This window comes from Paraburkholderia silviterrae (assembly GCF_004353915.1).
Classification (GTDB): Bacteria; Pseudomonadota; Gammaproteobacteria; order Burkholderiales; family Burkholderiaceae; genus Paraburkholderia; species Paraburkholderia silviterrae.
Genome location: NZ_SMRP01000002.1, coordinates 22,588 through 46,935, shown reverse-complemented (window position 1 = coordinate 46,935; position 24,348 = coordinate 22,588). Strand labels below are relative to the sequence as shown.

Annotated in this window: 22 protein-coding genes; 8 read left to right on the top strand and 14 right to left on the bottom strand. The window is 66.3% G+C overall.

Going from position 1 to position 24,348, the window contains the following annotated elements:
* The first annotated feature begins 189 nt into the window (after positions 1 to 189).
* From EYW47_RS04320 to EYW47_RS04310, 3 genes are all read left to right on the top strand, one after another.
* Entirely contained in the window at positions 190 to 588 is a 399-nt protein-coding gene (locus EYW47_RS04320) for an OsmC family protein (RefSeq protein WP_133193661.1), read from the top strand.
* Between the two features lie 36 nt (positions 589 to 624).
* Positions 625 to 1,110 (top strand): SRPBCC family protein, encoded by a 486-nt coding sequence (locus EYW47_RS04315; RefSeq protein WP_133193660.1) that lies wholly within the window; start codon positions 625 to 627, stop codon positions 1,108 to 1,110.
* Between the two features lie 168 nt (positions 1,111 to 1,278).
* Positions 1,279 to 1,584, top strand: a complete 306-nt coding sequence (locus tag EYW47_RS04310) for a hemin uptake protein HemP (protein ID WP_133194185.1) — start codon at positions 1,279 to 1,281, stop codon at positions 1,582 to 1,584.
* 293 nt (positions 1,585 to 1,877) lie between these two features.
* Here the strand turns inward: EYW47_RS04310 and EYW47_RS04305 are convergent, their stop codons facing one another.
* The 6 genes from EYW47_RS04305 to uvrB form a co-directional block, all read right to left on the bottom strand.
* Positions 1,878 to 2,285 (bottom strand): GlcG/HbpS family heme-binding protein, encoded by a 408-nt coding sequence (locus tag EYW47_RS04305; protein WP_133193659.1) that lies wholly within the window; start codon positions 2,283 to 2,285, stop codon positions 1,878 to 1,880.
* Positions 2,286 to 2,458: 173 nt separating this feature from the next.
* A complete protein-coding gene (locus EYW47_RS04300) occupies positions 2,459 to 3,898 on the bottom strand; it encodes a 4Fe-4S binding protein (RefSeq protein ID WP_133193658.1) in 1,440 nt (479 codons plus the stop codon).
* Positions 3,895 to 4,740: an FTR1 family iron permease gene (locus tag EYW47_RS04295; RefSeq protein ID WP_133193657.1), complete on the bottom strand. Its 846-nt coding sequence runs from the start codon at positions 4,738 to 4,740 to the stop codon at positions 3,895 to 3,897. The genes EYW47_RS04300 and EYW47_RS04295 overlap by 4 nt, the downstream gene beginning before the upstream one ends.
* A gap of 142 nt (positions 4,741 to 4,882) precedes the next feature.
* Entirely contained in the window at positions 4,883 to 5,236 is a 354-nt protein-coding gene (locus EYW47_RS04290; protein ID WP_133193656.1) for a cupredoxin domain-containing protein, read from the bottom strand.
* Positions 5,237 to 5,410: 174 nt separating this feature from the next.
* Complete coding sequence (locus EYW47_RS04285; RefSeq protein WP_133193655.1) at positions 5,411 to 5,959, bottom strand: iron transporter; 549 nt, start codon at positions 5,957 to 5,959, stop codon at positions 5,411 to 5,413.
* A gap of 360 nt (positions 5,960 to 6,319) precedes the next feature.
* Entirely contained in the window at positions 6,320 to 8,401 is a 2,082-nt protein-coding gene (gene uvrB, locus EYW47_RS04280; RefSeq protein ID WP_133193654.1) for an excinuclease ABC subunit UvrB, read from the bottom strand.
* Positions 8,402 to 8,796: 395 nt separating this feature from the next.
* Between uvrB and EYW47_RS04275 the strand changes: the two genes are divergently transcribed.
* A complete protein-coding gene (locus EYW47_RS04275) occupies positions 8,797 to 9,996 on the top strand; it encodes an amino acid aminotransferase (RefSeq protein ID WP_133193653.1) in 1,200 nt (399 codons plus the stop codon).
* A gap of 164 nt (positions 9,997 to 10,160) precedes the next feature.
* Here the strand turns inward: EYW47_RS04275 and EYW47_RS04270 are convergent, their stop codons facing one another.
* Together EYW47_RS04270 and EYW47_RS04265 are read right to left on the bottom strand one after the other, a co-directional pair.
* Positions 10,161 to 11,564, bottom strand: a complete 1,404-nt coding sequence (locus EYW47_RS04270; RefSeq protein ID WP_240763538.1) for a DUF3734 domain-containing protein — start codon at positions 11,562 to 11,564, stop codon at positions 10,161 to 10,163.
* Between the two features lie 15 nt (positions 11,565 to 11,579).
* Positions 11,580 to 12,383, bottom strand: a complete 804-nt coding sequence (locus EYW47_RS04265; RefSeq protein ID WP_133193652.1) for a 3-hydroxybutyrate dehydrogenase — start codon at positions 12,381 to 12,383, stop codon at positions 11,580 to 11,582.
* Positions 12,384 to 12,713: 330 nt separating this feature from the next.
* Here EYW47_RS04265 and EYW47_RS04260 point away from each other — a divergent pair, with 330 nt between their 5' ends.
* A complete protein-coding gene (locus EYW47_RS04260; protein ID WP_133193651.1) occupies positions 12,714 to 13,685 on the top strand; it encodes a potassium channel beta subunit family protein in 972 nt (323 codons plus the stop codon).
* Between the two features lie 346 nt (positions 13,686 to 14,031).
* Entirely contained in the window at positions 14,032 to 14,877 is an 846-nt protein-coding gene (locus EYW47_RS04255) for a 23S rRNA (adenine(2030)-N(6))-methyltransferase RlmJ (RefSeq protein WP_133193650.1), read from the top strand.
* Positions 14,878 to 15,006: 129 nt separating this feature from the next.
* Here EYW47_RS04255 and EYW47_RS40760 read toward each other — a convergent pair whose 3' ends face one another.
* The 3 genes from EYW47_RS40760 to cueR form a co-directional block, all read right to left on the bottom strand.
* Entirely contained in the window at positions 15,007 to 15,324 is a 318-nt protein-coding gene (locus EYW47_RS40760) for a hypothetical protein (RefSeq protein ID WP_165976492.1), read from the bottom strand.
* A gap of 238 nt (positions 15,325 to 15,562) precedes the next feature.
* A complete protein-coding gene (locus EYW47_RS04250; protein WP_084688587.1) occupies positions 15,563 to 15,709 on the bottom strand; it encodes a DUF3563 family protein in 147 nt (48 codons plus the stop codon).
* 331 nt (positions 15,710 to 16,040) lie between these two features.
* Complete coding sequence (gene cueR, locus EYW47_RS04245) at positions 16,041 to 16,457, bottom strand: Cu(I)-responsive transcriptional regulator (protein WP_133193649.1); 417 nt, start codon at positions 16,455 to 16,457, stop codon at positions 16,041 to 16,043.
* 154 nt (positions 16,458 to 16,611) lie between these two features.
* On the opposite strand from cueR, the gene EYW47_RS04240 reads away from it, so the two are divergent.
* Together EYW47_RS04240 and EYW47_RS04235 are read left to right on the top strand one after the other, a co-directional pair.
* Positions 16,612 to 16,818: a heavy-metal-associated domain-containing protein gene (locus EYW47_RS04240; protein ID WP_133193648.1), complete on the top strand. Its 207-nt coding sequence runs from the start codon at positions 16,612 to 16,614 to the stop codon at positions 16,816 to 16,818.
* A 13-nt stretch (positions 16,819 to 16,831) separates the two neighbouring features.
* Positions 16,832 to 17,761, top strand: a complete 930-nt coding sequence (locus EYW47_RS04235; protein ID WP_133193647.1) for a dTDP-4-dehydrorhamnose reductase family protein — start codon at positions 16,832 to 16,834, stop codon at positions 17,759 to 17,761.
* Here EYW47_RS04235 and EYW47_RS04230 read toward each other — a convergent pair.
* The 3 genes from EYW47_RS04230 to imuA are packed head-to-tail and all read right to left on the bottom strand — an operon-like array spanning position 17,755 to position 23,845.
* Complete coding sequence (locus tag EYW47_RS04230; RefSeq protein ID WP_133193646.1) at positions 17,755 to 21,435, bottom strand: error-prone DNA polymerase; 3,681 nt, start codon at positions 21,433 to 21,435, stop codon at positions 17,755 to 17,757. The two genes, EYW47_RS04235 and EYW47_RS04230, sit on opposite strands and share 7 nt — an antisense overlap.
* A gap of 21 nt (positions 21,436 to 21,456) precedes the next feature.
* Positions 21,457 to 23,091 carry a Y-family DNA polymerase gene (locus EYW47_RS04225; protein ID WP_240763580.1) on the bottom strand — a complete coding sequence of 545 codons (1,635 nt, stop codon included), beginning with the start codon at positions 23,089 to 23,091 and terminating at the stop codon, positions 21,457 to 21,459.
* Entirely contained in the window at positions 22,976 to 23,845 is an 870-nt protein-coding gene (imuA, locus tag EYW47_RS04220; RefSeq protein ID WP_133193645.1) for a translesion DNA synthesis-associated protein ImuA, read from the bottom strand. Before imuA ends, EYW47_RS04225 begins: the two co-directional genes overlap by 116 nt.
* Positions 23,846 to 24,348: the final 503 nt, after the last annotated feature.

Below are 24,348 nucleotides of genomic sequence, written 5' to 3'. Positions count from 1 at the left end.
CCGGCGGCGCGCCTTCGATGCATCAACAAGGCGCGTTGGCCTGGCGCGCCCAGTCGACACCTCCGCAGCTTTATCCGCTTTCCGTCACAATAAGGCTTTGCATGCCGCGCGCCCGACGGGCCGGCCCAACGGACCGGCCCGACCGGCCGCGGCGTGTTCCCTTTCAACCGTTCCGCCCGCGAGGAGCGCATGGCCGCAACCGCAGTCACCGCACACATTGGCTCGACCAACTATCAGGTCCAGTTCGACGACGGCACCCACACCTGGTTCGCCGACGAACCGGCGAGACTCGGCGGCGGCGACACCGGCCCCGCGCCCTATTCGCTGCTGCTCTCGAGCCTCGGCGCCTGCACGTCGATCACGCTCAAGATGTATGCACAGCGCAAGGAGTGGCCGCTCGACGGCGTGCGCGTGAAGCTCTCGATGGAAACCGGCAATGAAGGTACGACGATCGATCGCCAGATCGTGCTCGAAGGCGCGCTCTCGGACGAGCAGCGCGAACGCCTGCTGCAGATCGCCAACGCCTGCCCGGTCCACAAGGTCTTGACGAACGCGATCACGATCCGTTCGGGGCTCGTCGCCGCGTGAGCGGCGGCGGACGGAAACCGACTTAGAGGCGCCGCCTTGAATTTCGAACACCTCATCCAGATCAACGACCCACTGAACCCGCTCGTCCCGCCCATGACGCGCGAGCAGCTTTGGGAAGGCCTAGTGCTGCGGGCGGAACAGCCGCAGCTTTTCGTGATCGGTCTCGACGACTGCACGATCCTCTCGCGCGAGGGCAACACGCTCGAGCGCGAACTGCACTACGGCCATGCCACGGTGCGCGACCGCGTCACGCTCACGCCGAACGAGAACGTGCGCTACGACATCTCGCCGACCGCCGACTATGTGGGCGGCTCGCTCACGATGACGATCGAGCAGCCCGACGAGCTTCAGCTGTTCCTGCGCTTCGAGTACCGCACCACGCTGCCGACGGCCGATACCGAAGACGACCGCCAGACTTCGGAGATCGTGAAGTCGGCGTATCGCGAGTCGGATATCGACACCGTTCGGCTGATCCGGCAGTACGTGCAAGGTCCGGGCGAGTCCGAAGCGCCGTTGCACTGAGCCGCTTCGAGCGGCCGCTCCTCTCGTGCGCCCGGCTCGATGCCGGGCGTCGTCGTTTGTGGGTCGAGCTATCGCTATTCGGTTTCGATGAATTTAGCGAAGTTGCGAATGGGAACGATTATCATTTATCATCAATCCATCGAATCGAGATCCAACCCCGTCACGCTCATGACCGATTTCAACCGCTCACCGACACTCAGCCTGCGCCGCACCGGCACCGCGTTGACCGGCTCGCATCCGTCGAAGCCCGCTGCGCCCGCTGTCACGCGTAAAGGCGTCAGCCCGGCCGGCATAACGGGCGGCACCGCGGGTGGCTTGAAGGGTGGCGCATCGGGCGGCGCGCAAGCGGCCAGCGAACGCACGCTCGACAGCACGGCGCTGCTGCAAGGCCGCAGCCACGTGAGCATCGTGCATAACGGGGAGACGTACCAGCTGCGCGCGACGCGACTCGGCAAGCTGATTCTGACCAAGTAGGTCGTACCGGGTATTGTGGGGACCGCCTCCCATGAGGGGCGTTGGGCATTAGCCAGCAACGACGGTTTGCACGCGAGATCTAGACCCCTTCGTTCGTGCACACATCCTTCAAGCAGCCGTCCAGCCAGCCAGGCCACTTTTTTGTTCTCACCCATGAAAATCGCCGCGTCGCGCGAAGCGCCCGGCGTACGAAGCAAAAAGCAAAAAGCCGCGGCACCGTCCGCGGCTTTTTGCTTTTGCTGCCTGCCACGGCGCGCGTCACGGCGCGCCTCTTCACGCCGTGACTGCCGCGCTTACTCGAGGTTGAGCGCCTTGATGCCCGCCTGTGCGACGGCCGCATCCTGGTCGGACTTCACGCCCGAGACGCCCACCGCGCCGATCACGTCGCCGCTCACGACGATCGGCACGCCGCCTTCGAGCATGGCCGTGAGCGGCACGCTCAGGAACGCCGTACGGCCCTGGCGGATCACCTCTTCGTAGACGCGGCTTTCGCGGCGCCCCAGCGCGGCCGTGCGGGCCTTGCCCGGCGCCACCTCGCTGCTGATGGCCGGAGCGCCGTCGAGACGGCGCAGATACAGTAGATGCCCGCCGTCGTCGACGATCGCGATCGTCACACTCCACTCGTTCGCACGGGCGTGCGCGATGGCCGCATCGGCCACTTTCGTCACGTCTTCGTCGGTCAGTACTGCTCGCGTTCGCATACGTCTCTCCGAAAAGTCAAAGACCGGGTGGCGCCTCTGCCGACCCGGTTTATTGAGATTAACACTCGCGCTCGCGCCTTTGCGCTGCCCTTCTACGTATACCCGTCATTCGCGATTGACGAGAAGGACGCCGCCTCGCGCGGTTTCCAGCATGTGCTTCAAACACCGTGTGCTCAATGCGTCCAGCCCCAGAACATGAGCCACCAGGCGCTGTCGACCACGGCGAGCGCCGCGCAAAAGCCCGCCAGCGCGAGCGCGCGCTGCCACAAGCGCGTGCTGTAGCGGCCCGTGACGCGCCACGCGAGCCACGCGCTCCAGGCGTTCGTGATCACGAGGATCGCGATGCGCACGTCCGCGGCCCAGTCGAGCGGCACGTGCTCGGCGCGCAGGAGCGAGAGCGTAGTCGCCGAGAGGCCGAGGAACACGCCCGCGCCCGCGAGCGGAATGAGCGACTGGGCGAAGTGGTGGAGCCGGCGCATCTCGAAACGTCCGACACGTCCCACAAGCGCGCTCGAGAGCGCGAGCAGTGCCAACAGCGCGGTGCCGTAGACGAGCCCCGTCGCGACGATGTAGCCCACGATCATGGTGCCGTCGAGCCAGGAGAACACATCGTTTTGCTCCGGATAGTGCGTGAGCAGGAACCACGGCGCATTGGTGTCGAGCGGCCAGGTGATGTTCTGATCGATGAGCCAGCCCGCGATCGACTGCTTGAGGTCGATGAACCACGGCGAGCCGGTCCAGTGAAACGCGCCGATCGCGATGCCAAGCAGGCCGTAGAGAATGAGCGCGGTGTCCCAGCCGCTCGCCGCTTTGTCGCCGAGCTCGACCACTTCTTGCGAGGGCGAGCGCCACGTGAGCGCGATCGCGTCGCGATGGCCGCTGCAGCGCCCGCACATGTGGCAATCCGCGGCGCCCTTCATGTTGCGCAGCGGCACGAGCGGCGCGCAGTTCACAGGAATCACGCGACGCCCGCCGTGCTCGCCGTGCGTGTACGAATTGCGCCAGGCGTCTTCGTCGACCTTGAAGTGAAACGGCGCGAGACGCGCCAGAAGCGAGAAAACCCCGTTCACGGGGCACAGATACTTGCACCAGACGCGCTTTTCGCGCCCGTACAGGAAGCCGATGACCATCGCGCCGAGCGTCGAGCCGCCCAGCACGAGCAGCACCGCCTTGGGGTACTGATAGACGCTCACCATCTGCCCGTAGATGGTGGTGAGACCGAACGCCACGAACGGCCAGCCGCCCCAGCGCATCCAGTGCGGGATGGCCCAGCCGCGTCCGAACTTGCTCGCGAATTCGCTGAGCGCGCCTTCGGGGCAAAGCACGCCGCACCACACGCGCCCGAGCAGCACCATCGAGAGCAGCACGAACGGCCACCAGATGCCCCAGAACACGAACTGCGCCGCGAGCGTGAGGTTGTTCCACAGATGCGCCGTGTCGCCGGGCAGCGGCATGACCGCGGGCACGAGGATCAGGAACGCATAGACCGCCACGACGACCCACTGCACGGCGCGAATGGCCGCGCCGTGCCGCTGCATCCATTGACCCGCCTGGGCGAGCCAGCCCTGCTGCTGAGCGCGCGGGACCCGTGTCTGGCCCGAAGCGCAACTCATGCTGCCCGCCCTCTGGTCACGGCGGCGGCGCGGCCGGTAGCGCGGCGCGCGAGCCACCACACCACGAGCCAGTACGCCGCATAAGCGATCAGGTTCATGAGCGCCGGATGAGCGCGGTAGCCCGTGAGCGTCGCGACGAGCGAGCCGAAGGTGCTCGAATCGTCGAGGATTGCCGACGAGTTCCACACCTGGTCGACGAGCGTCGGCAAGACTTCCTTGTCGATGAGCTTGTCGACGCCGGTCTGGAACAGGCCCGCGCCGAGGAACAGCAGCATGATCTCGGTGACGCGGAAAAAGTGGCGCCACGAGAACACCTTGCCGCCCAGCTGCAGCAGGTAGAACGTGAGGAACGCGAGGCCAAGGCCCAGCAGCACGGCCGCATACTGGCTCGCATCCACGTGGCCCGACTGGCCGAAACCGAGGCCGTACAGGAAGATCACCGTCTCGCTGCCCTCGCGCGCGATGGCGAGCGCGACGAGCACCGTGATACCCCACCAGTTCGCGTCGCGCGTGGTCTCTGCGAGCGACTGCTCCATCTCGCGCTTGAGCGTGCGCCCGTGCTGCTTCATCCACAGCACCATCTGCACGATCAGCACGCACGCGACCAGCACCATGCCGGTCTGGAAGTAGTCCTGCGCGTCGCCGGAGAGCACTTCCGTGAAGCCCACGAGCGCCGCGCCCAGCGCGAGCGCCGCCAGCACGCCGGCGCCCACGCCGGCCCACAGATACGGCAGACCGCGCCTTGCATCGGCGTCGCCGTTCTTCAGCCACGCATACAGAATGCCGACGACGAGCAGCGCCTCGACACTCTCCCGCCAGACGATGAACAAAACCTGACCCATTGAAACACCTCCTGCCGCCAGCTCATGCGCCGGCCACGTTCCCTGCTTCGCGACGAGCGCCGCGCGCAATCCATCGCCTTGCAATGCTCAGCTGCCAACGCTCATCTGGCGCCACGCACCTGGCAACACGCATTGGCAACACTCATTTGGCAACGATCACGCCCTGCGCCTGCTGATGGAAATCGTCGAAGAACTTGTACTCGCCCGGATCCAGCGGCGCGATCACGACGAACGAGTCCGCGCCCGGCGCCAGCACCTTCTCCTTGCGCAACTGGACGCTCTCGAACTCGGCCGCGCCCTTGCCCGTGTTGCGCACCTCGATCTTGATGCGCTTGCCCGCCGGCACCTCGATGCGCGCGGGATTGAGCTTGCCGTCGGCCATTTCCAGCTTGAACGTCGGCAGATCGTCGGCGTACGCCACATTGGCGACGAGCGCGAGCGACGCTGCAAAAGACGCGCTGAGCGCGAGCGCCGCAAACTTCCGGATTCCAGTCATCGGTCTTACCTGCTCCTTGTGTCGTGCCTGCCACCCTTGCGCCACGTCTGTGCGCGAGCGGCCCGCAACCCGCGCGCGCCTCAGTCATGCGCACCGCGGGCCGTCCGGCGTGCCGCGGTGTACTGCGGCGTGCCGCGGTGTGCTGCGCCGTGCTGTGGCGTGCCGCGGCGTGCTTTAGTAGCCGCCCTTCTTGCCGATGCCCGCGAACGGGAAGTCGTATTCAATTGTGATGGGCTTGAACCACGGGCCCACGCCCGTTTCCTTGTCGACGTGACGGCCGAACGCCATGTGGCCCGTCTGCATCGGCGCATCGACGATCAGCTTCAGGTGGTACTTGCCAGGGCCCGCCAGCTTGACGTTGTCGCCGTAGTGCGGGCCGTCGTTGGCCACCATCGGCATCAGGTCGCCCTTTTGCACGTAGCTCGAACCCGGCTTGGTCAGCTCGTAGCGGACTTGCAGATACGGCATCCAGTCGCCTTCGGCAAAGCCCGTCGGGTTGTTCTTGACCGCGTGGATGTCCGACTCCAGGTGGATATCGGAGTCCGACGCCTTGCGCATCATGCCCTCCGGCTCCATCGTGATCGGCTGCAGATAGACCGCGCCGATTTCCATGCCGCCCTGGATTTGCTGCTTGCCGATCGGGTATTCGGCCGCCTGGGCCGCGAACGCCGCGCTCGCGGCCGCAACGACGACGGCGCCGCGCATAAGGGAGTGGATCCGCATCGAAACTCCTGGTTTTTTTATGAGATGACAGTCGAACGGTCCAGCATATGAGCGTAATAACGCTAATGCGAACAATTCTCAATAATGGCGGAGTTTAACACCGATGCTGTAGGGGAACAATCTGGGGTGTAAGGAAAACCCCACTGCCAGACAGGGTGTTGCCGTTCCCTTCCTGACGTTTGCTTACGTAGAGCCTCGAATTACTCTTCAGCGGGCACTGAATCGAAAGCCGGCCTCATGAGTGTCCGCGCCCTGCTATCGGTGAGATGCACCAACAAAAAAAAGCGCGCGGTTGATAGACAACCGCGCGCTTTTTCGCGTTCACCGCGCCCGCGCCGCACGCGAGCCGCACGCCTGGCCTCAGGCCGGGTGGTCGCCCACGTTCGCCCCGAACACGCGCTGACGCAGCACCGCGAGCTGGTCGCGCGCCTGCGCGGCCTTCTCGAATTCGAGGTTCTTGGCGTAGTCCATCATCTGCTTCTCGAGCTTCTTGATTTCCTTGGCGATCTGCTTCTCGGACATGTCCTCGAACTTCGCGCGCTCCTGCTCCTCGCGCAGCACGGCGCGCGCGTCGTCCACGTTGTAGACGCCGTCGATGATGTCCTTGATGCGCTTGACCACGCCGCGCGGCACGATGCCGTGCTCTTCGTTGAAGGCCATCTGCTTGGCGCGGCGGCGCTCGGTTTCGTCGATCGCGCGGCGCATCGAGTCGGTGATGCGGTCGCCGTAGAGAATCGCCTTGCCGTTCACGTTGCGCGCCGCGCGGCCGATCGTTTGAATGAGCGAGCGCTCGGCGCGCAGGAAACCTTCCTTGTCGGCGTCGAGGATCGCCACGAGCGAGACCTCGGGAATGTCGAGGCCCTCGCGCAGCAGGTTGATGCCCACGAGCACGTCGAAGGTGCCAAGACGCAGGTCGCGGATGATCTCCACGCGCTCGACCGTGTCGATGTCGCTATGCAGATAGCGCACCTTCACGCCGTGATCGGCCAGGAACTCGGTGAGTTGCTCGGCCATGCGCTTGGTGAGCGTGGTCACAAGCACGCGCTCGCCCACGGCCACGCGCTCGTTGATCTCGCCGAGCACGTCGTCCACCTGGGTGGCGGCCGGACGGACCTCGATCATCGGGTCGACGAGGCCCGTTGGGCGCACCACCTGCTCGGCGATCTGGCCCGTGACCTTTTTCTCGTAGTCCGCGGGCGTGGCCGAGACGAACACCACCTGGCGCATCTTGCGCTCGAACTCGTTGAACTTGAGCGGCCGGTTATCGAGCGCGGAAGGCAGCCGGAAGCCGTAGTCGACCAGGTTTTCCTTGCGCGCGCGGTCGCCGTTGTACATGCCGTTCAACTGGCCGATCAGCACGTGCGATTCGTCGAGGAACATCATGGCGTCGGTGGGCAGGTAATCGACGAGCGTGGGCGGTGGCTCGCCGGGCAGCGCGCCCGAGAAGTGCCGCGAGTAGTTCTCGATGCCCTTGCAGAAGCCCAGTTCCTGGAGCATCTCCAGGTCGAAGCGGGTGCGCTGCTCCAGACGCTGCGCTTCGACGAGCTTGCCCTCGGTGTGGAAGAACTCCAGGCGCTCGCGCAATTCGGACTTGATCGTCTCCACGGCGCGCAGCACGGTCTCGCGCGGCGTCACGTAGTGCGACGACGGATAGACCGTAAAGCGCGGAATCTTCTGGCGCACGCGGCCCGTGAGCGGATCGAACAACTGGAGCGTCTCCACTTCGTCGTCGAAGAGCTCGAGACGCACGGCCATTTCGGCGTGCTCGGCCGGGAAGATGTCGATGGTGTCGCCGCGCACACGGAAGGTGCCGCGCTGGAAATCCTGCTCGTTGCGCGTGTACTGCATCGCGATCAGGCGCGCGATGACGTCGCGCTGGCCGATGCGGTCGCCCTGGCGCAGCGTGAGGATCATCTGGTGGTACTCGGACGGATTGCCGATACCGTAGATCGCCGAGACGGTCGCGACGATCACCACGTCGCGGCGCTCCATCAGGCTTTTGGTGGCCGAAAGCCGCATCTGCTCGATGTGCTCGTTGATCGACGAATCCTTCTCGATGAAGAGATCGCGCTGCGGCACATACGCTTCCGGCTGGTAGTAGTCGTAGTACGAGACGAAGTACTCGACTGCGTTGCGCGGAAAGAACTCGCGGAACTCCGCGTAGAGCTGCGCGGCGAGCGTCTTGTTCGGCGCGAACACGATGGCCGGGCGACCCAGGCGCGCGATGGTGTTGGCCATCGTGAAGGTCTTGCCCGAGCCCGTCACGCCCAGCAGGGTCTGAAACGAGAGACCGTCCTCCACGCCCTCGATGAGCGTTTCGATGGCCGTAGGCTGGTCGCCGGCCGGCAGGTACGGCTGGTAAAGCTGGAATGGCGAGCCGTCGTACTGGACGAACTTCGACTCGTCGAGCGCGGGCGCGTCGGCGACGGTGTGGTCGGACATGGGTGACATCCTGTGCGCGGAGCAAACAACTATTCTAGCGTCTTGCCGATTGGCAAGACCTGGCAAGCCTGGGCGGGCCGGAGCGGGCCGGAACTGGCTTTTGCCGTAGATGGGGCGCAACAGCCGGCGCTGCAAGGGGCGCGCCGCACCCGAATAGCGCACGCCGCATAGCCCGCCGCATAGCCATGTGTCCAGAATCGTCCGCTCGTGCCGGAAAAATGGCCCCGCTGGCGTCGCAGTCGGCGAAAAACTGGCCTGAGGATTCGTTACAATAGCGAGTTGCATGGCCGGCTGCCCGGCGCTTTCCCCGATGGGGACCGCGCACGCCAGAAGCAACCAGAAACACCCGCAGCGCACGGCCCACCGAGCTTCTCACTCACTTTTGCCGAATCATCATGTCCCTCTTTTCCGCTGTCGAACTCGCCCCCCGCGACCCGATCCTGGGTCTGAACGAAGCCTATAACGCCGATGCACGCGCGACGAAGGTGAACCTCGGCGTGGGCGTGTACACCAACGAAGAAGGCAAGATTCCGCTGCTGCGCGCGGTGCGCGAGGCGGAAAAGGCCCGCGTGGAAGCCGGCCTGCCGCGCGGCTACCTGCCCATCGAAGGCCTCGCCGCCTATGACGCCGCCGTGCAGAAGCTGCTGCTCGGCGACGACTCGCCGCTGATCGCAGCGGGCCGCGTCGTCACGGCGCAGGCGCTGGGCGGCACGGGGGCGCTTAAGATCGGCGCCGACTTTTTGAAGCGTGTGAACCCGGCTGCCAAGGTCGCGATCAGCGACCCGAGCTGGGAAAACCACCGTGCCCTCTTCGAGAGCGCAGGCTTCGAAGTGATCGCCTACCCGTACTACGACGCGCAGACCAACGGCGTGAACTTCGAAGGCATGCTGAGCGCGCTCAACAGCTATGCCGCCGGCACCGTCGTCGTGCTGCACGCGTGCTGCCACAACCCGACCGGCGTGGATCTCACGATCGACCAGTGGAAGCAGGTGATCGAGGCCGTGAAGGCGCGCAATCTCGTGCCGTTCCTCGACATCGCCTACCAGGGCTTTGGCGACGGCATCGCGGAAGACGGCGAAGTCGTGCGTCTGTTCGCCGCTTCGGAACTGAACGTGTTCGTCTCGTCGTCGTTCTCGAAGTCGTTCTCGCTGTACGGCGAGCGCGTGGGCGCGCTGTCGATCATCACCAACAGCAAGGAAGAGTCGGCGCGCGTGCTCTCGCAGCTCAAGCGCGTGATCCGCACGAACTACTCGAACCCGCCGACGCACGGCGGCTCGGTGGTCGCAGCGGTGCTCGGCTCGACCGAACTGCGCGCAATGTGGGAAGCCGAGCTCGGCGAAATGCGCAACCGCATCCGCGCGATGCGCACGGGCCTCGTCGAGCGCCTCACGGCTGCGGGCGTGGACCGCGACTTCAACTTCATCAACGTGCAGCGCGGCATGTTCTCGTACTCGGGCCTGACCGCGGCGCAAGTCGATCGCCTGCGCGAAGAGTTCGGCATCTATGCCGTGAGCACGGGCCGCATCTGCGTGGCCGCGCTGAACCTGCGCAACCTCGACGCCGTGGCCACGGCCGTGGCGCAAGTGCTGAAGTAATTCGCCTTCGTTAGCGGAGCGCGCTGCCTTAAGACAGCGCGCCTTCCCGCAACGCAAAGCAGCGCGAAAAAAAGCGTCCGTTCGAAAGAACGGACGCTTTTTGTTTTCGGGCACGCTCTTTTAACCGCGTACCTACTGCGGCGCACGCCATGCGGCACACGCCACTACGCGCCGCGCTCTCCGCCGTCATGCCCACGGCTGTCACGATGGATATCGTGCGTGACGAAGCCGGAGTCGTTCTCGGGCTTGTCGAGCCAGCCCGGCTGCGCGAGCGACGCGCGAATGTCCTGCAGACCGCTCGCCCAGTGCTCGCGCATCGTCGAGATGCCGAACTGGTAGTCCTTGAACTGGCCCTCGTACTCCTTCTGCCGGTAGATCAGATGGATCACGTTGTACTTTTTCGAGCATGAGAGCTCGTCCGCCAACTTGACCCACTTGTCCTCCCGATGCTCGGGCGCCACGCGGTCCAGCACCTCGCGCAACACGTGCCTGTAACGCTGCGAGCGCTGGAGCACGTCGGTGACGAGGCGCGTGCGGCTCGAATACTGGATGTCCTTCACGCGGCCCTGGACGTCGGCGATGTTGTCGGGCACCGGCCCGCGCGCGCTCCAGAGATCCACCTGGAACGCCAGCGTGTCGCGCCGCGGCGTGGTCTGGATCACCTCGTAGAGCGGCGTATTCGACATCAGGCCACCGTCCCAGTAGTACTCGCCGTCGATCTCCACCGCCGCGAAACCCGGCGGCAACGCCCCCGATGCGATGAAGTGCTCGGGCCGCAGCTTCGTGGTGGTGTTGTCGAAGTAGGCGAAATTGCCGGTGGCCACGTTCACGGCGCCGAGCGACACGCGGGTCTCGCCCGAATTGATGCGATCGAAGTCGCACAGACGCTCGAGCGTGGCCTTGAGCGGCTTCGTGTCGTAGTAGCTCGCCTTCTCCGGATGCCCGGACCCCTGCGGCAACGGCGGCGGGACGCGCGGCACGAAGAAGCCCTTCTGCCCTTCGACCACTGCGCTCGCCGCCTGCATCGCCGTGAAGGTCTTGCGGATGGCCTCGCCGGAGTTGAACAGCGCGTGCTCGATGAAGGCCGGCAGCGGCGGCGTATAGGCCGGCTGGCAGATCGTCTCCCAAAACTCGCGCAGGCGCGCCACGCGATGCTCAGGCGCATTGCCCGCGATCAGCGCCGTATTGAGCGCGCCGATCGAGATGCCTGCGATCCAGTTTGGCGCGATGCCGGCCTCAACGAGGCCTTCGTACACGCCCGCCTGGTAGGCGCCCAGCGCGCCGCCGCCCTGCAGCGTGAGCGCGACGGTCTCCCACTGCGCGGACTCGCTTGCGCAGTTCGAGGCAAACGGCTGCGTGCGGGCGGCGGGCTGCGCGCCTGACGGCGACTCCGACTGCGCTGCCGACTTCGCGCCCAGCGGCGCGCCGGGCTCGTTATCGGATGGCGACCCCTCGGATGGCAACCCCTCGGATGGCAACCCCGCGGATTGCAACCCGGCTCCGGTACGCGCGCCGGCCTCTTCGCCAAGCGCACCCGACTCCACCCGCCCCTTCTTGCGTTGCGCCATGGCCGGCCCTCCGCGTTATTGCATGAACCAGCCGTGGCTCACCACGAACGACTGGCCGGTGAAGGCCGCGCTCGGGAAGGCGGAGAGGAACAGCACCGTCTGCGCCACGTCTTCGACCGTCGTGAAGATCCCGTCCACGGTGCCGCCCAGCATCACCTTCTTGACGACTTCCTCTTCGCTGATGCCCAGTTCCTTCGCCTGCTCGGGAATCTGCTTTTCCACCAGCGGCGTGCGCACGAAGCCCGGGCAGACCACGTGCGAGCGCACGTTGTGCTTGCCGCCTTCCTTGGCGAGCACGCGCGCCAAGCCCAGCAGCGCATGCTTGGCAGCGACATACGCCGATTTCAGCGGCGAAGCCTCGTGCGAGTGCACCGAGCCCATGTAGATCACGACGCCGCCGCGGTCGTCCTTGTACATGTGCTTGAGCGCCGCCTTGGTGGTGAGGAAGGCGCCGTCCACGTGGATGGCCTGCATCTTCTTCCAGTCGGAGAACGCGTAGTTTTCGATCGGGTTCACGATCTGGATGCCGGCGTTCGAGATGAGGATGTCGACCGGGCCGAGTTCGGCCGCCACGCGGTCGATGCCCTGGTTCACGGCTTCTTCGCTCGTGACGTCCATGGCCACGCCGATGGCCTTGCCGCCCGCGCCCTTGATCTCCTCGGCCACGGCGTCGGCGCCGCTCTGGTTGAGGTCGGCGATGGCGACCGCCGCGCCCGCCTGCGCGAGCGTGAGCGCGATCTGCTTGCCGATGCCGCTGGCCGCGCCGGTAACGACTGCAACCTTGCCATCGAGCTTCGTGTTCAGAGTGAGAGACGACATCGAGCACCTCCAGGTAGTAGACGGAATGAGACCTCGACGCGCGCACGCCGTCAAACCTGTCGAACGGCTTAGGACTTCGCCTACGCCATTCGGCCGGATGTTGCGCCGCGGCCAACCGCGCTATTGTGCATGAAGCCGCGCGCCACGCACATCGAGCCGGGCAGCGCGGCGCCCGGTTTCCATACCGTTGCCGCACCACTGCCGCGTCTTTGCCGCAGTGCACCGGCGCGCGCGGCACAGCCCGCTGTACAACCGCTTGTACCGCGCCACAAGTGCTCAGCGCACGCGCGCGGATCATGCTAAGTTTGGCCGCTCTACAAGGAGGCGTTCATGAACTACCGGCGACTGGGCCGCTCGGGCCTGCAAGTCAGCGAACTGTCCATTGGCTCGTGGGTCACCTATGGCAATCAGGTCGATCGCAATCTCGCACGCGAATCGCTCGCCGCGGCGCGCGACGCGGGCGTCAATTTCTTCGACAACGCGGAAGCCTATGCGGGCGGCAAGTCGGAGGAGATCATGGGCCAGGCGCTCAAGGAGCTTGCCTGGCCGCGCGTGAGCTACGTGGTGTCCACCAAGTTCTTCTGGGGCTTGAACGAGGCGCCCAACCAGTATCACACGCTCAACCGCAAATACCTCATGAACGCCATCGATGGCTCGCTCAAGCGGCTGCAGCTCGACTACGTCGATTTGGTGTTCTGCCATCGTCCCGATCCGAACACGCCTGTCGAGGAAACCGTCTGGGCGATGAGCGACATGATCTCGCGCGGCAAGGCGCTCTATTGGGGCACCTCGGAGTGGAGTGCCGACGAAATTCGCGCCGCGTGGGAAATCGCGGAGCGGCATCATCTACACAAGCCCGTCATGGAGCAGCCGCAGTACAACCTGTTCCACCGCCGCCGCGTGGAAGACGAATACCGGCGGCTCTACGAGGACATCGGCCTCGGCCTGACGACCTGGAGCCCGCTCGCCTCGGGGCTGCTCACGGGCAAATACCGCGGGGGCGTGCCGGCCGACAGCCGCGCCCAGTTGCAGGGCTATGACTGGCTGCGCAAGGAAGTCACCGACGCGGACAAGAACGCGATCGTCGGCAAGCTCGCGGACTTCGCGAAGGAGCTGGACTGCACGGTCGGTCAGCTCGCGCTCGCGTGGATTCTCAAGAATCCGCACGTGAGCACGGTGATCACCGGCGCATCGCGCGTTGAGCAGATCGGCGAAAACATGGTGGCTCGCGACGTGGCGGAAAAAATCACGCCGGAGGTCAAGGAGCAGATCGAGGCGATTGTCGGCGAGAACTACGACTGAGACCGCTGACGCGCACGGCGCGGGCCGGGCGGCGCTGCCGGAAAGCTTGAGCCGTCGTGCCCAGTCGTGTCGAAGCGCCCCGAAGCGCGCCCGATCACGCCCAATCGCCGCCAATCGCGCCGGAGCGCGAAGCCCTGGCGGCGGGGCGCTGTACAATACGCGGCCTCGCCGGCGCGCCGCATGCTTTATCGGGCCGTCAGCGCGATTCGCACGCGGCGCGCGAATGGTTCGGCGCGCCGCCGTTTTCGTATCATCTGCAATCGCGCGGCATGCTCGTAACCGTTCATACGCGCTTGCGCGCATTGTCCGCATTTTCGACCGCCACCGACCTCGCGTCCGCCCCATCATGCTGAGCTACCGTCACGCCTTCCACGCCGGCAATCACGCCGATGTCCTCAAGCACGCCGTCACCGTGCAACTGCTGAACTACCTCGGCAAGAAGGACAAGGCGTACTGGTACATCGACACACATGCGGGCGCGGGCGCCTACGCGCTGCGCGAAGGCTATGCCACTAAGAACGCCGAGTTCGACACCGGCATCGGCAAGCTCTGGGGCCGCGCCGACCTGCCGGCGATGCTCGCCGAGTACGTCGATGAAGTCGCGGCGCTCAATCCCGATGGCGACCTGCGCTTCTATCCCGGCTCGCCCTATCTCGCCTGGCGGCTGATGCGCGAGCAGGACCGCATGCGGCTGTTTGAGCTCCACAGCACGGAGATCGACGTCCTGCGCCACCGTTTTCACGATGCGGGCCGCCGCGTGATGATTTATGCGGGTGACGGCTTCGACGGCGTCAAGGCGCTCCTGCCCCCGCCGCCGCGCCGCGCGCTCGTGCTGATCGACCCGTCGTTCGAAGACAAGCGCGACTACGCACGCACCATCGCGTGCGTGCAGGAAGGTCTCGAGCGCTTCGCCACCGGCACTTACGCGGTCTGGTATCCGCAGGTCACGCGACCAGAATCGCAGCGTTTTCCCGAGCAGTTGAAGCGCCTCCAGGAGAAGAACTGGCTGCACGTCTCGCTCTCGGTCAGCCGGCCGCCGGAAGACGGCTTCGGCCTGTACGGTAGCGGCATGTTCATCCTGAATCCGCCCTATACGCTCGCGGCAACTCTCAAGGAAGTCATGCCGTGGCTCGTCAAGACGCTCGGCCAGGACGAGGGCGCGCAGTTCAAGATCGAATCGCGCGGCGACTGAAGCGCGCAGCGGCCGCGCAACGCGGCCTTAGCCGCGCCACCTTATGAGCGCCACTTTATCGGCGCCACATTAACCGCACCGCCCTGACGGCGCCGCCTCGAGCGTGGCCGCGGCGCGCAGGTCGCGCAATTACTGCGGCGGCGCGAATTGTTGCAGCGGTTGCGGCGACGGCCTCGGCGTTGGCCGCGGCGGCCGTCCGCCCCCGCCGGGCACTTGCACATACGGCTCGACGATGATCGGCACCTGCGAGCCATCCGTGCCCGTTCCGTTCAACGCGGGCAACGACTTCATCTGCACCATCGGCTGAGGCGAAAGCGGTGCGTTTTGCAGCACCGTGCCCGACTGCCCATCGCTGATTCCTCGCTGCGTATCCAGAATCAATGGCTGCCCGGACGCATGCGCACCGGCGCTCGCCAGCACCATCGCCATGGCGCTGCCAGCCAACACCGCGTGACGCCTCCATCCGGCACCCGAACGGCGGAATAAGCGATCTGACTTCATGAACGGCCCCCGATCAATGCGACTCCAGTCTTATATCGGCTTGTCGCAAAAAAGACTTTACCTTACCGCGATGGCAAGGTTCAGACTGCATGGCGTGGGCACCGTGAGTGCATCGGAGCCGGCCCAGAAATAACAAAGCCCCGCCAGATGCGGGGCTTGGGGCAGTGCAAAAACTGCTGAGTGCTTATCGCGAGTAGCCGTTCGATTCGATCGTACGGATACGCTGCTCGAGTTGCACGAGGTCTGCCGACGTTGCGAGGTACGCTTCGCGGCGGCGACGTTCTGCAGTTTCGAACCAGTTGCTCAGCTTTTCAAGAAGGTATGCAAACATGATGTTGTTCTCCAAGGATCAGATGTATCCCCGGTGGATTTGCATCAGGGATTACCCTCGTAAGGGATAACCCGCATTATAACGGTTGCACCCAACTTTGCTAGTGAATTGATCGAATAGTGTGCATTCCGTTCTGGAATGGCGCATCGACGATGCTTCGGGCAACATCATGATTTATTGGCACATTTCCCTGCAACTTCGGCAAATTTGCGTGCATCATGCGTCGCGATGCACCAGGATTGTGCGGTGCATCGCAAAAGTTGCGACAATTTGCCAGCGCGGGTTGCACCGCCCGGCTTCGCTCCGGGCGGGCTTCACGCCGCCGGCAGGCTCAGGCTCGAGCGTCGTGTGCAAGCGGCTGCGGGTCGGCGAGCCGCTCGATGATCGGGCAGTCCGGCCGCTCGTCGCCATGGCAGTGGGCCGCCAGATGGCCGAGCGTGTCGCGCATCTGCGTGAGCTCGGCAATGCGCTGGTCGAGTTCGGCCACGTGCTCGAGCGCAATGGCCTTGACCTCGGCGCTGGCGCGCGAGCGGTCGTGCCAGAGCGCGAGCAGGCGCCGGATATCGTCGACGAGAAATCCCAGGCGTCGCGCCTGGCGGATAAAGCGCAGCGCGTGCACCTCCTGAGTGCCGTAGACGCGGTAGCCGGACTCGGTGCGCCCCTTCGGCGCGAGCAGGCCGACGCTCTCGTAGTAGCGGATCATTTTCGCCGTGACGCCCGATTCGCGCGCCGCTTCGCCGATATTCATGCTGCTCTCCTGCGTTGCATTCGATTCTTCGATGCTACACCTTCCTATGATGGGAAGGTCCAGCGCCCTCGCCGCATGCCCACTGGCATAATCGGGCGACGGCCTCATCTCCTCTTTACTTGCTCTGTTCGTTCTCTCTAGAAAGGAAAACACCATGATCCAGTTCAACGTCGAAGGCATGAGCTGCCAGCACTGCGTCGGCGACGTCACGCGCGCGATCCACGAACACGATGCCGCCGCGAAGGTCGAGATCGATCTGGCCGCTGGCCGCGTGAGCGTCGAGTCGCAGCAGAGCGCCGAAGCGCTCAAGGCCGCCATCGACGAGGCAGGCTATACCGTCACGGGCACGGCCAGCGCCTGACGCGAGGCTCGCCATGTTCAAGGTTGCCGTAGCAGGCGCTTCCGGGCTGCTCGGGCGCGCGCTCGGGCGCGAACTCGCGGCCGAGACGGACTGGCAGGTGGTGCCCACTGCCTTTAGCCGTGTGGCCGCGGGGCAAGTGGCGCTCGACATACGCGACGCGCGCGCGATCGAGGCATTCGTCGCCAGCGAGATGCCCGACGCCGTCGTGATCGCCGCCGCCGAGCGCCGCCCCGACGTGTGCGAGCACGACCCGGCCGCGGCGCGCGCGCTCAATGTCGACGCCGTGCGCAGCATTGCCGCCGCAGCGAAGGCGCGCGGCGCGTGGGTGCTGTCGATCTCCACCGACTACGTGTTCGACGGCATGCATCCACCCTATCTGCCCGATGCCACGCCAAACCCGCTCAACGCCTATGGCCGCAGCAAGCTCGAAGGCGAGCGCGCGCTGCTCGACACCACCGACGACGCGCTCGTGCTGCGCCTGCCGCTGCTGTATGGGCCGATCGTCGACTGGCAGGAGTCGGCGGTCACGAGCCTCGTGCCGGCGATCCGCGCTTCGGCGCAGGCGGGCGCCGCGCCTGCGGTCATGGATGCCTGGGCGACGCGCTACCCCACCTTCACGCCCGACGTCGCGTTCGTGATTCGCGAGTTGCTCACGCGCTGCGCGGACGGCAACGCCGTGCGCGGCATCGCGCAGTGGTCCGGCGACGAGCCGATGACCAAGTACGACATCGCGCAGCGCATTGCACACGCGCTCGGTATCGAGGCGCAACTCGTCGCACAGACGGCGCCTGCGGACGCGACGCCGCGTCCGCGCGATTGCCACCTTGATTCGGGGCGGCTCGAAGCGCTGGGAATCGGCCGGCGCACGCCCTTCGACGCGGGCATTCTCGCGGTGCTCGACGCTTTCGCGCGCGACGGCCTGGGCCCCCTTTCTGCTCAATGAAAATCGCGGCTCTCGGTCGCGAGCCGCCCGAGCAGCCGGCTGTGATCCTCCAGCCGATGCGCGACCAGATGCACGACCTCGCCCTCGCGCTGCACGACGCCCGCCACCGCCAGCAACGACGCCCCGAGCAACTCTTTGCGCTGCGACTCCACGAGCGCCGCGTGCACGATCACGTTGATCGACCCGGTCTCGTCCTCGAGCGAGACGAAGATCGTGCCCTTCGCCGTGCCGGGCCGCTGCCGCACCGTGACGATGCCGCATACGCGCGCGAGCATTCCGTGACGGCATTGCGCCAGTTGCGCCGCGCTGCGAAAGCGCTGCTTCGCCAGCCCCGGCCGCAGCAATTCGAGCGGATGGCGGTTGAGCGTGAGGCGCAGGCTCGCGTAATCGGCGACGATCTCCGCGCCCTCCGAGGCGCGCGGCAGTTCGAGCCGCGCCTCGGCCACGGGCGCGTCGCGCAATAGCGCGGGCACCGCGTGCTGTGCGGTCACGGCCCACCACGCCTCGCGCCGATGCCCCGCGATGCTCGCGAGCACATTGGCCGCCGCGAGCGCCTCCAGCTCGCGGCGCGTGAGCGCGGCACGGCGCGCGAGATCGTCGACGTCGACGAACGGCGCCTGCGCGCGTGCGGCCATCACGCGCTGCGCGGCGGCCTCCGAAAACCCCTTGATGAGGCTGAAACCCAGGCGCACCGCCGGACCTCTGCGTCCGTAATGCCGCGGCGCGAGCTCGAGCGCCGCGCGCACGATGCGCTTGAGGCCGTGCATGAATGGGCGAGGCCGTTTTCGCCCGCCATCGCGTCCGCGCTGATCGTCATGCCGATCGCCATCCCCATCGCCATGCCCTGCGCCATGCCCTGTGCCATGCCCTGTGCCATGCCCTGTGCCACGCCCGCCACCAGGCCCGGCTCTGCCGTCCACCGCGCCGCAGCGCATCTGCGCGAGTACGAACGCGGCGGCCCTCAACCGCGCGCGGTAATGCGCCACCTCGGCGCAGCGCTCGGGCACCCCATCCGCATCGAGCCGCACGCCCGGCTGGCCGCGCGCCTCCAGCACGGACGCCCAGTCGCTCAGCGCGATATCGGGCGCGCGCACCTTCACACCGTGCCGCTTCGCATCCTGCACGAGCTGCGACGGCGAATAGAACCCGAGCGGCTGACTATTCAGCAGTCCTGCGAGAAACGCGGCCGGCTCGTAGCGCTTGAGCCACGAGCTCGTGTAGACGAGCAGCGCAAAGCTCGCCGCATGGCTCTCCGGAAAGCCGTAGTCGCCGAAGCCCTCGATCTGCTTGCAGATGCGGTTCGCGAACTCCTCCGTATAGCCCTTGTTCAACATCCGGCGCTTGAGGTCGTCCTGATAGGGCCGCAGATCGCCGTCGCGCCGCCACGCAGCCATCGCGCGGCGCAGCTTGTCGGCTTCCTCGCCGGTGTAGTCGGCGGCGACCATCGCGAGGTGCATGACCTGCTCCTGGAAGATCGGCACGCCCAGCGTGCGTTCGAGCACCGGGCGCAGCGCCTCCTTCGCGTACTCGACCGTCTCCTCGCCATGCCTGCGTTTCAGATACGGATGCACCATGTCGCCTTGGATCGGCCCGGGCCGCACGATCGCCACCTGAATCACGAGGTCGTAATACTCGCGCGGACGCAAGCGCGGCAACATGCTCTGCTGCGCGCGCGACTCGATCTGGAACACGCCGACCGTGTCCGCGTGACAGCACATCTCGTAGACGGCCCGATCCTCGGACGGAATGTCCTGCACGCGATAGGCCGGCAGCCCACGCCTCAACGCGACGAATTCGAGCGAGCGCCGGATCGCCGAAAGCATGCCGAGCGCGAGCACGTCCACCTTCAGAAGACGCAGCGCGTCGATATCGTCTTTGTCCCATTCGATCACGTAGCGGTCCTTCATCGCCGCGTTTTCGATGGGCACGAGGCGCGAGAGCTTGTCGCGCGCGATCACGAAGCCGCCCACGTGCTGCGAGAGATGGCGCGGAAAGCCGCGCAGCTCGCGCGTGAGGCGAATCAGCTGCTGCGTGACGTGCGAGTCGGGCGAAAAGCCCGCTTCCGCCAGATGGTTCGCGATCGAATCCGGCCCGTCCCACCACTGATGCGCGCCCGAGAGCTTTTCGACGAGCGCGTTGTCGAGGCCCAGCGCCTTGCCCACGTCGCGCAGCGCGCTGCGCGAGCGGTACGTGATGAGCGTCGCGGCCAGCGCGGCGCGGCGCGTGCCGTATTTGCGGTAGATGTACTGGATGACCTCCTCGCGCCGCTGGTGCTCGAAGTCGACGTCGATGTCGGGCGGCTCGTTGCGCGCGCGGGACAGAAAGCGCGCGACGAGCATGTTCATGCGCACCGGATCGATCTCCGTGATCCCGAGGCAATAGCAGACCACCGAGTTCGCCGCCGAGCCGCGCCCCTGGCACAGGATGCGCTGCGAGCGCGCAAAGCGGACGATGTCGTGCACGGTCAGGAAATACTTTTCGTACTTCAGCTCGCCAATCAGCCTGAGCTCTTCTTCGATCTGATTGCTGCGCTTCTCGTTCAGGCCGTCGGGCCAGCGCTCGGCGGCGCCTTGCATCACGAGCTTTTCGAGCCATGAAGTGGGCGTCTCGCCCGTGGGCACGAGTTCCTCGGGATACTCGTAGGCCAGCTCGCTCAGGCAAAACGTGCAGCGGCGCGCGACCTCGAGCGTGGCATCGAGCGCATCGCGCGGATACAGCGCGCCGAGCCGCACGCGCGAGCGCAAATGACGCTCCGCATTCGGCTCCAGCGCGCGGCCGCACGAGGCGAGCGGCTTGCCGATGCGCACCGCGCTCAGCGTGTCCTGCAGCGGCTTGCGCGAGCGTGCGTGCATCAGCACGCCGCCCGCCGCGACGAGCGGCAGGCCGCTTTCCTGCGAGACGTGGCGCAGCACTTCGATCTGCGTGTCGTCGCCGCCCGTTTGCCAGAGCTCGAGCGCGAGCCATGCGCGCTCGGCCGCGAAGCCCGCGAGCCAGTGCGCGGCGCGCAGCGTCTGCGCGAGCGTGGCCGCGCGCTGCGGCACGAGCAGCAGCACGCAATCGCGCAGGTGCAACAGATGCGTGAAGGCCGGCTCGGGATCGGTGAAATCGGACGGATGCACGCGGTAATCGCCTTTATCTGCGCGCGAGCGCGCGAGCGTGATCAGCTCGCACAGGTTGCCGTAGCCCTCGCGGTTCATCGCGATCGCCACGAGCGTGCAGAACGGCGCGCCGTTTTCATCGACGAGATTCAGCTCGCTGCCGATCAGCAGATGCAGCGATGGCACGAACGGACCGAGCGCCGCCACGGCGGCTTCGGCCTGTGCTTTGCCCAGCGCTTTGTCCAGATGCGCGCCGTGCTTCGCGTTCAGCGCGCGTGCCTCACGCACGGCTTCGTCGTGCGCTTTTTTGCGTGCCTCGTCGTATTCGTTGAGCGCGCTATACGCGCGCACGACGCCGGCAAACGAGCATTCGTCGGTGATGGCGAGCGCGCGGTAGCCGTGACGGATCGCCTGCTCGACCAGCTCGCTCGGGCGCGACGCGCCGCGCAGGAACGTGAAGTTGGTCAGGCAGTGCAGCTCCGCGTAATCTGGCAAATGCGCGGGCACATGCCCGGACTCCGAGCCCGGCGAAGAAGGTTGCGCAGGCAACGATGCGCCTGTCCCGCTGTTCGACATGATGCTGAAGATGAAGCGGCGTTAGCCGAAAAGTCCCTGCAAATACCACTGCCCGCCAATACGCTCGCGGTACAGCCAGAACATGCGCCCCTGGTCGTCGGCGGCGACGTAGTAATCGCGCCCGACGCCCTCGCCGTCCCACCATCCCGCCTCGATGCGCTCGGTGCGCGTGAGCGTCTTGAGCGGGCGCCGATAGACCGGCCGGTCGTTGCGCACCATCAGCTTGAGCGGCTTTTCGAGCAGCCATGCCGGGCGCGGCTGCGACGGCAGCGGCACCTCGGGCAGATCGAAGGCCGTCTGCACGGGCGCGGCTTCTTGCTGCGCATCGGCTTGACCGTTCGTCTTGCGCGAATCGCGCGGCTTGCGCGCGGCCGTCCGGCGCGCGCCCGCTCGATAGGTGCGCGCCGACATCGCCTGTTCGGGCCGGTGATCGTCCTCGACGAACAGCTGCAGCACGTTCTGCTCGCCGATGCGCGCACCGATGCGCTCGAAGAGCTGCGCGAGCGACGCGTCCGACGCCTCGGGCGAGGGAAAAAGCGTGTCCGTGGGCGGCGCGTAGGCGCTCACCTGATCGGCGACGAGCGCGAGGCCGATCACGGGCGCGGCCAGCTCGGTCTGATTGAGCTTCTCGCGCAACAGCCACAGCAGATGCTCGGCATCGCGCGAAGGCGCGGCCCACGAGAGCGCGAGGCTCGACGTGCGCGGCGCGTGGCGCGACGCCAGCTCGTGCTCGAGACGCAGCTCGAAGCCGCTCAGCGCGCCGTGCTGGGCGGCGAGCCAGCCGGCCAGCTGCATCACGAGGCGGCGCGCGGCGAACAGCAGCGCCTCGGCGCTCTCCACGCGCGCCTGCAATTCGAGCGACGCGTGAAACGACGGCGGCGCGGCGAACCAGGCACGCGGATCGGGTGCCTCGCCGCGTGCCTGCGCGAGCCAGGCGAGCACGCCGTCGCCGAAACGACGCACGATGCCGTCGCGCGGCAGCCGCCGCAAATCGCCGAGCGTCGCGCAGCCGATTTGCGTGAGCGCCTGCTCGTGCTGCGCGGCGAACGGCGCGAGCGCGACCGGCAGCGCGTCGAGCGCGCGCGCAAGCGTGGCGTCCTTGAGCACGCGAAAGCGGCGCGCCGCGTGCGCCCCGGCGCTCGCGCGCGCCTGCGCGAGCGTCCATGCCCCCCAGGCCGTGGGCGCGCAGGCGATGCGCGCGGCGTGGCCGCAACTGGCCACCGTGGCCGCCACCTTGGCGAGCAGCGCGCGCACGCCGCCGAAAAGACGCAGCCCGGAGCCAACTTCAAGCAGGAGCGTATGCGACTGCGCGAGCGACACCTTCGGCGTGTAGGCGAGCAACGCGAGCGCGAGCGCCTCGAACGCGCGCGTCTCGCGCGCCGGGTCGGGATCGAGCAGCGCGAGCCCCGGCGCGAGCGCGAGCGCATGGGCGCGCGTGCTGCCCGGCTGCACGCCGAGATGGAACGCATCGAGATCGGCGATCAGGATGCGCGCGTGATCGGCGAGCGCGAAGCAGCGCGCGTCCTGTCCCGCAGCCTCATCAGGTCGACTGGCCGGCAGGGACGCCGACACCGGCGACGTTGGCGACGTGAGTGACGTGAGCGGCACGGGCGGCCTCACGGCCTCCAGCGGCAACAACGGCAAGGTGACGGCGATCCACAACATGATTGATCCCGGGCCACGGCGCGGCCGGCAATGCGCCCGGCTGGGGCAGCACCGACTCCTGCAGCGGCAAAGTGATGACGAGTGGCTGGGCGGGCGGCGGCCCGCGACGCTTGAAAATATCGACGGACACGGCGGTGAGCTGCATCCATTCACGACGGTTCAGACGCGCGTCTTCGGGCGGCGGAACCGGCGTGCAGACCATGCGCAGCGGCGCCGGCGACGACTGGCTGCGCGCAGCGGGCGGCCGCATGAGAAACGCCAGCGACTGCGAATCCTGCGCGGCGACCTGCAGACGCCGCAGGGCGTCGGCGCGCGCCTTCGGCTGCCAGAGCAGCACGGCGCCGATGCCGTCCTGCTTGAGCGCCTGCTCGGCGGCCCACGGCGCCTCGCTCTCGCTCGCGCGCACCCAGATCAGGCGCTCGAGCGCGATGCCCCACGCCTTGAGCGCGCACGCGTACGGCTGCCACGGTGGCGCGACGAGCAGCACGTGCCGCCCCGCCTGCGCGGTGAGCGTGCGCAGCGCGGGCGCGACGAGCCGCATCTCGCCGATGCCGCCCTGCTCGACGAGCAACTCGGTCAGGCTGCCCGCGGGCCAACCCGCGCCGGGCAACTGGGCGTCGAGCGCGGCGTGGCCGCTCGCCACCGTGCGCTCGCCCGTGGATGCGAGCTGGTTGCCCTGCCAGACCCGGCTTTGCAGCCGGGGCGGCAGGTGCGCGGTGAGCGGCGCAAGCTGGAGTGCTGCCATGGTTGCGCTCTGGAAAAAGGAAATAGATCGCCCTGCCCAACACAAAACGGGGCATGACGGGATTGCTGGCGCGGCACGGAAGACCTCGCCAGCACCTGTATATTTATACAGTATTTGATGGGGTTTGGGGAAGCGAATGCGTTCACGATCCAAACTTCGATCTGTCTTGCAGCAGCGCATGGTTGCGCACCGCCAGTCGGAGCATCCCCGCAAGATCCGCGTGATTAAATTCCCACCCGTTCGATGCACGCCTGCATCTAGCCCCGATATCGCCTCATGAAATCGACGATATTTTCGGAAAAATCCTCTTCAAGAGTAATTACACAACACAAGTAATATTTGCTACGCATAAAAATAAATCCACGTAGAAATAATCTTATTTATTGACCACGCGACATTTGACAGAGTGCTCTATAGCCACCTTCATTTAAAGAGGAAATCTCGCTTACTCAGGAAAACGCCGTGATCAGGAGGAGAAAAGCGATGCGGCGAATCCACGCAAT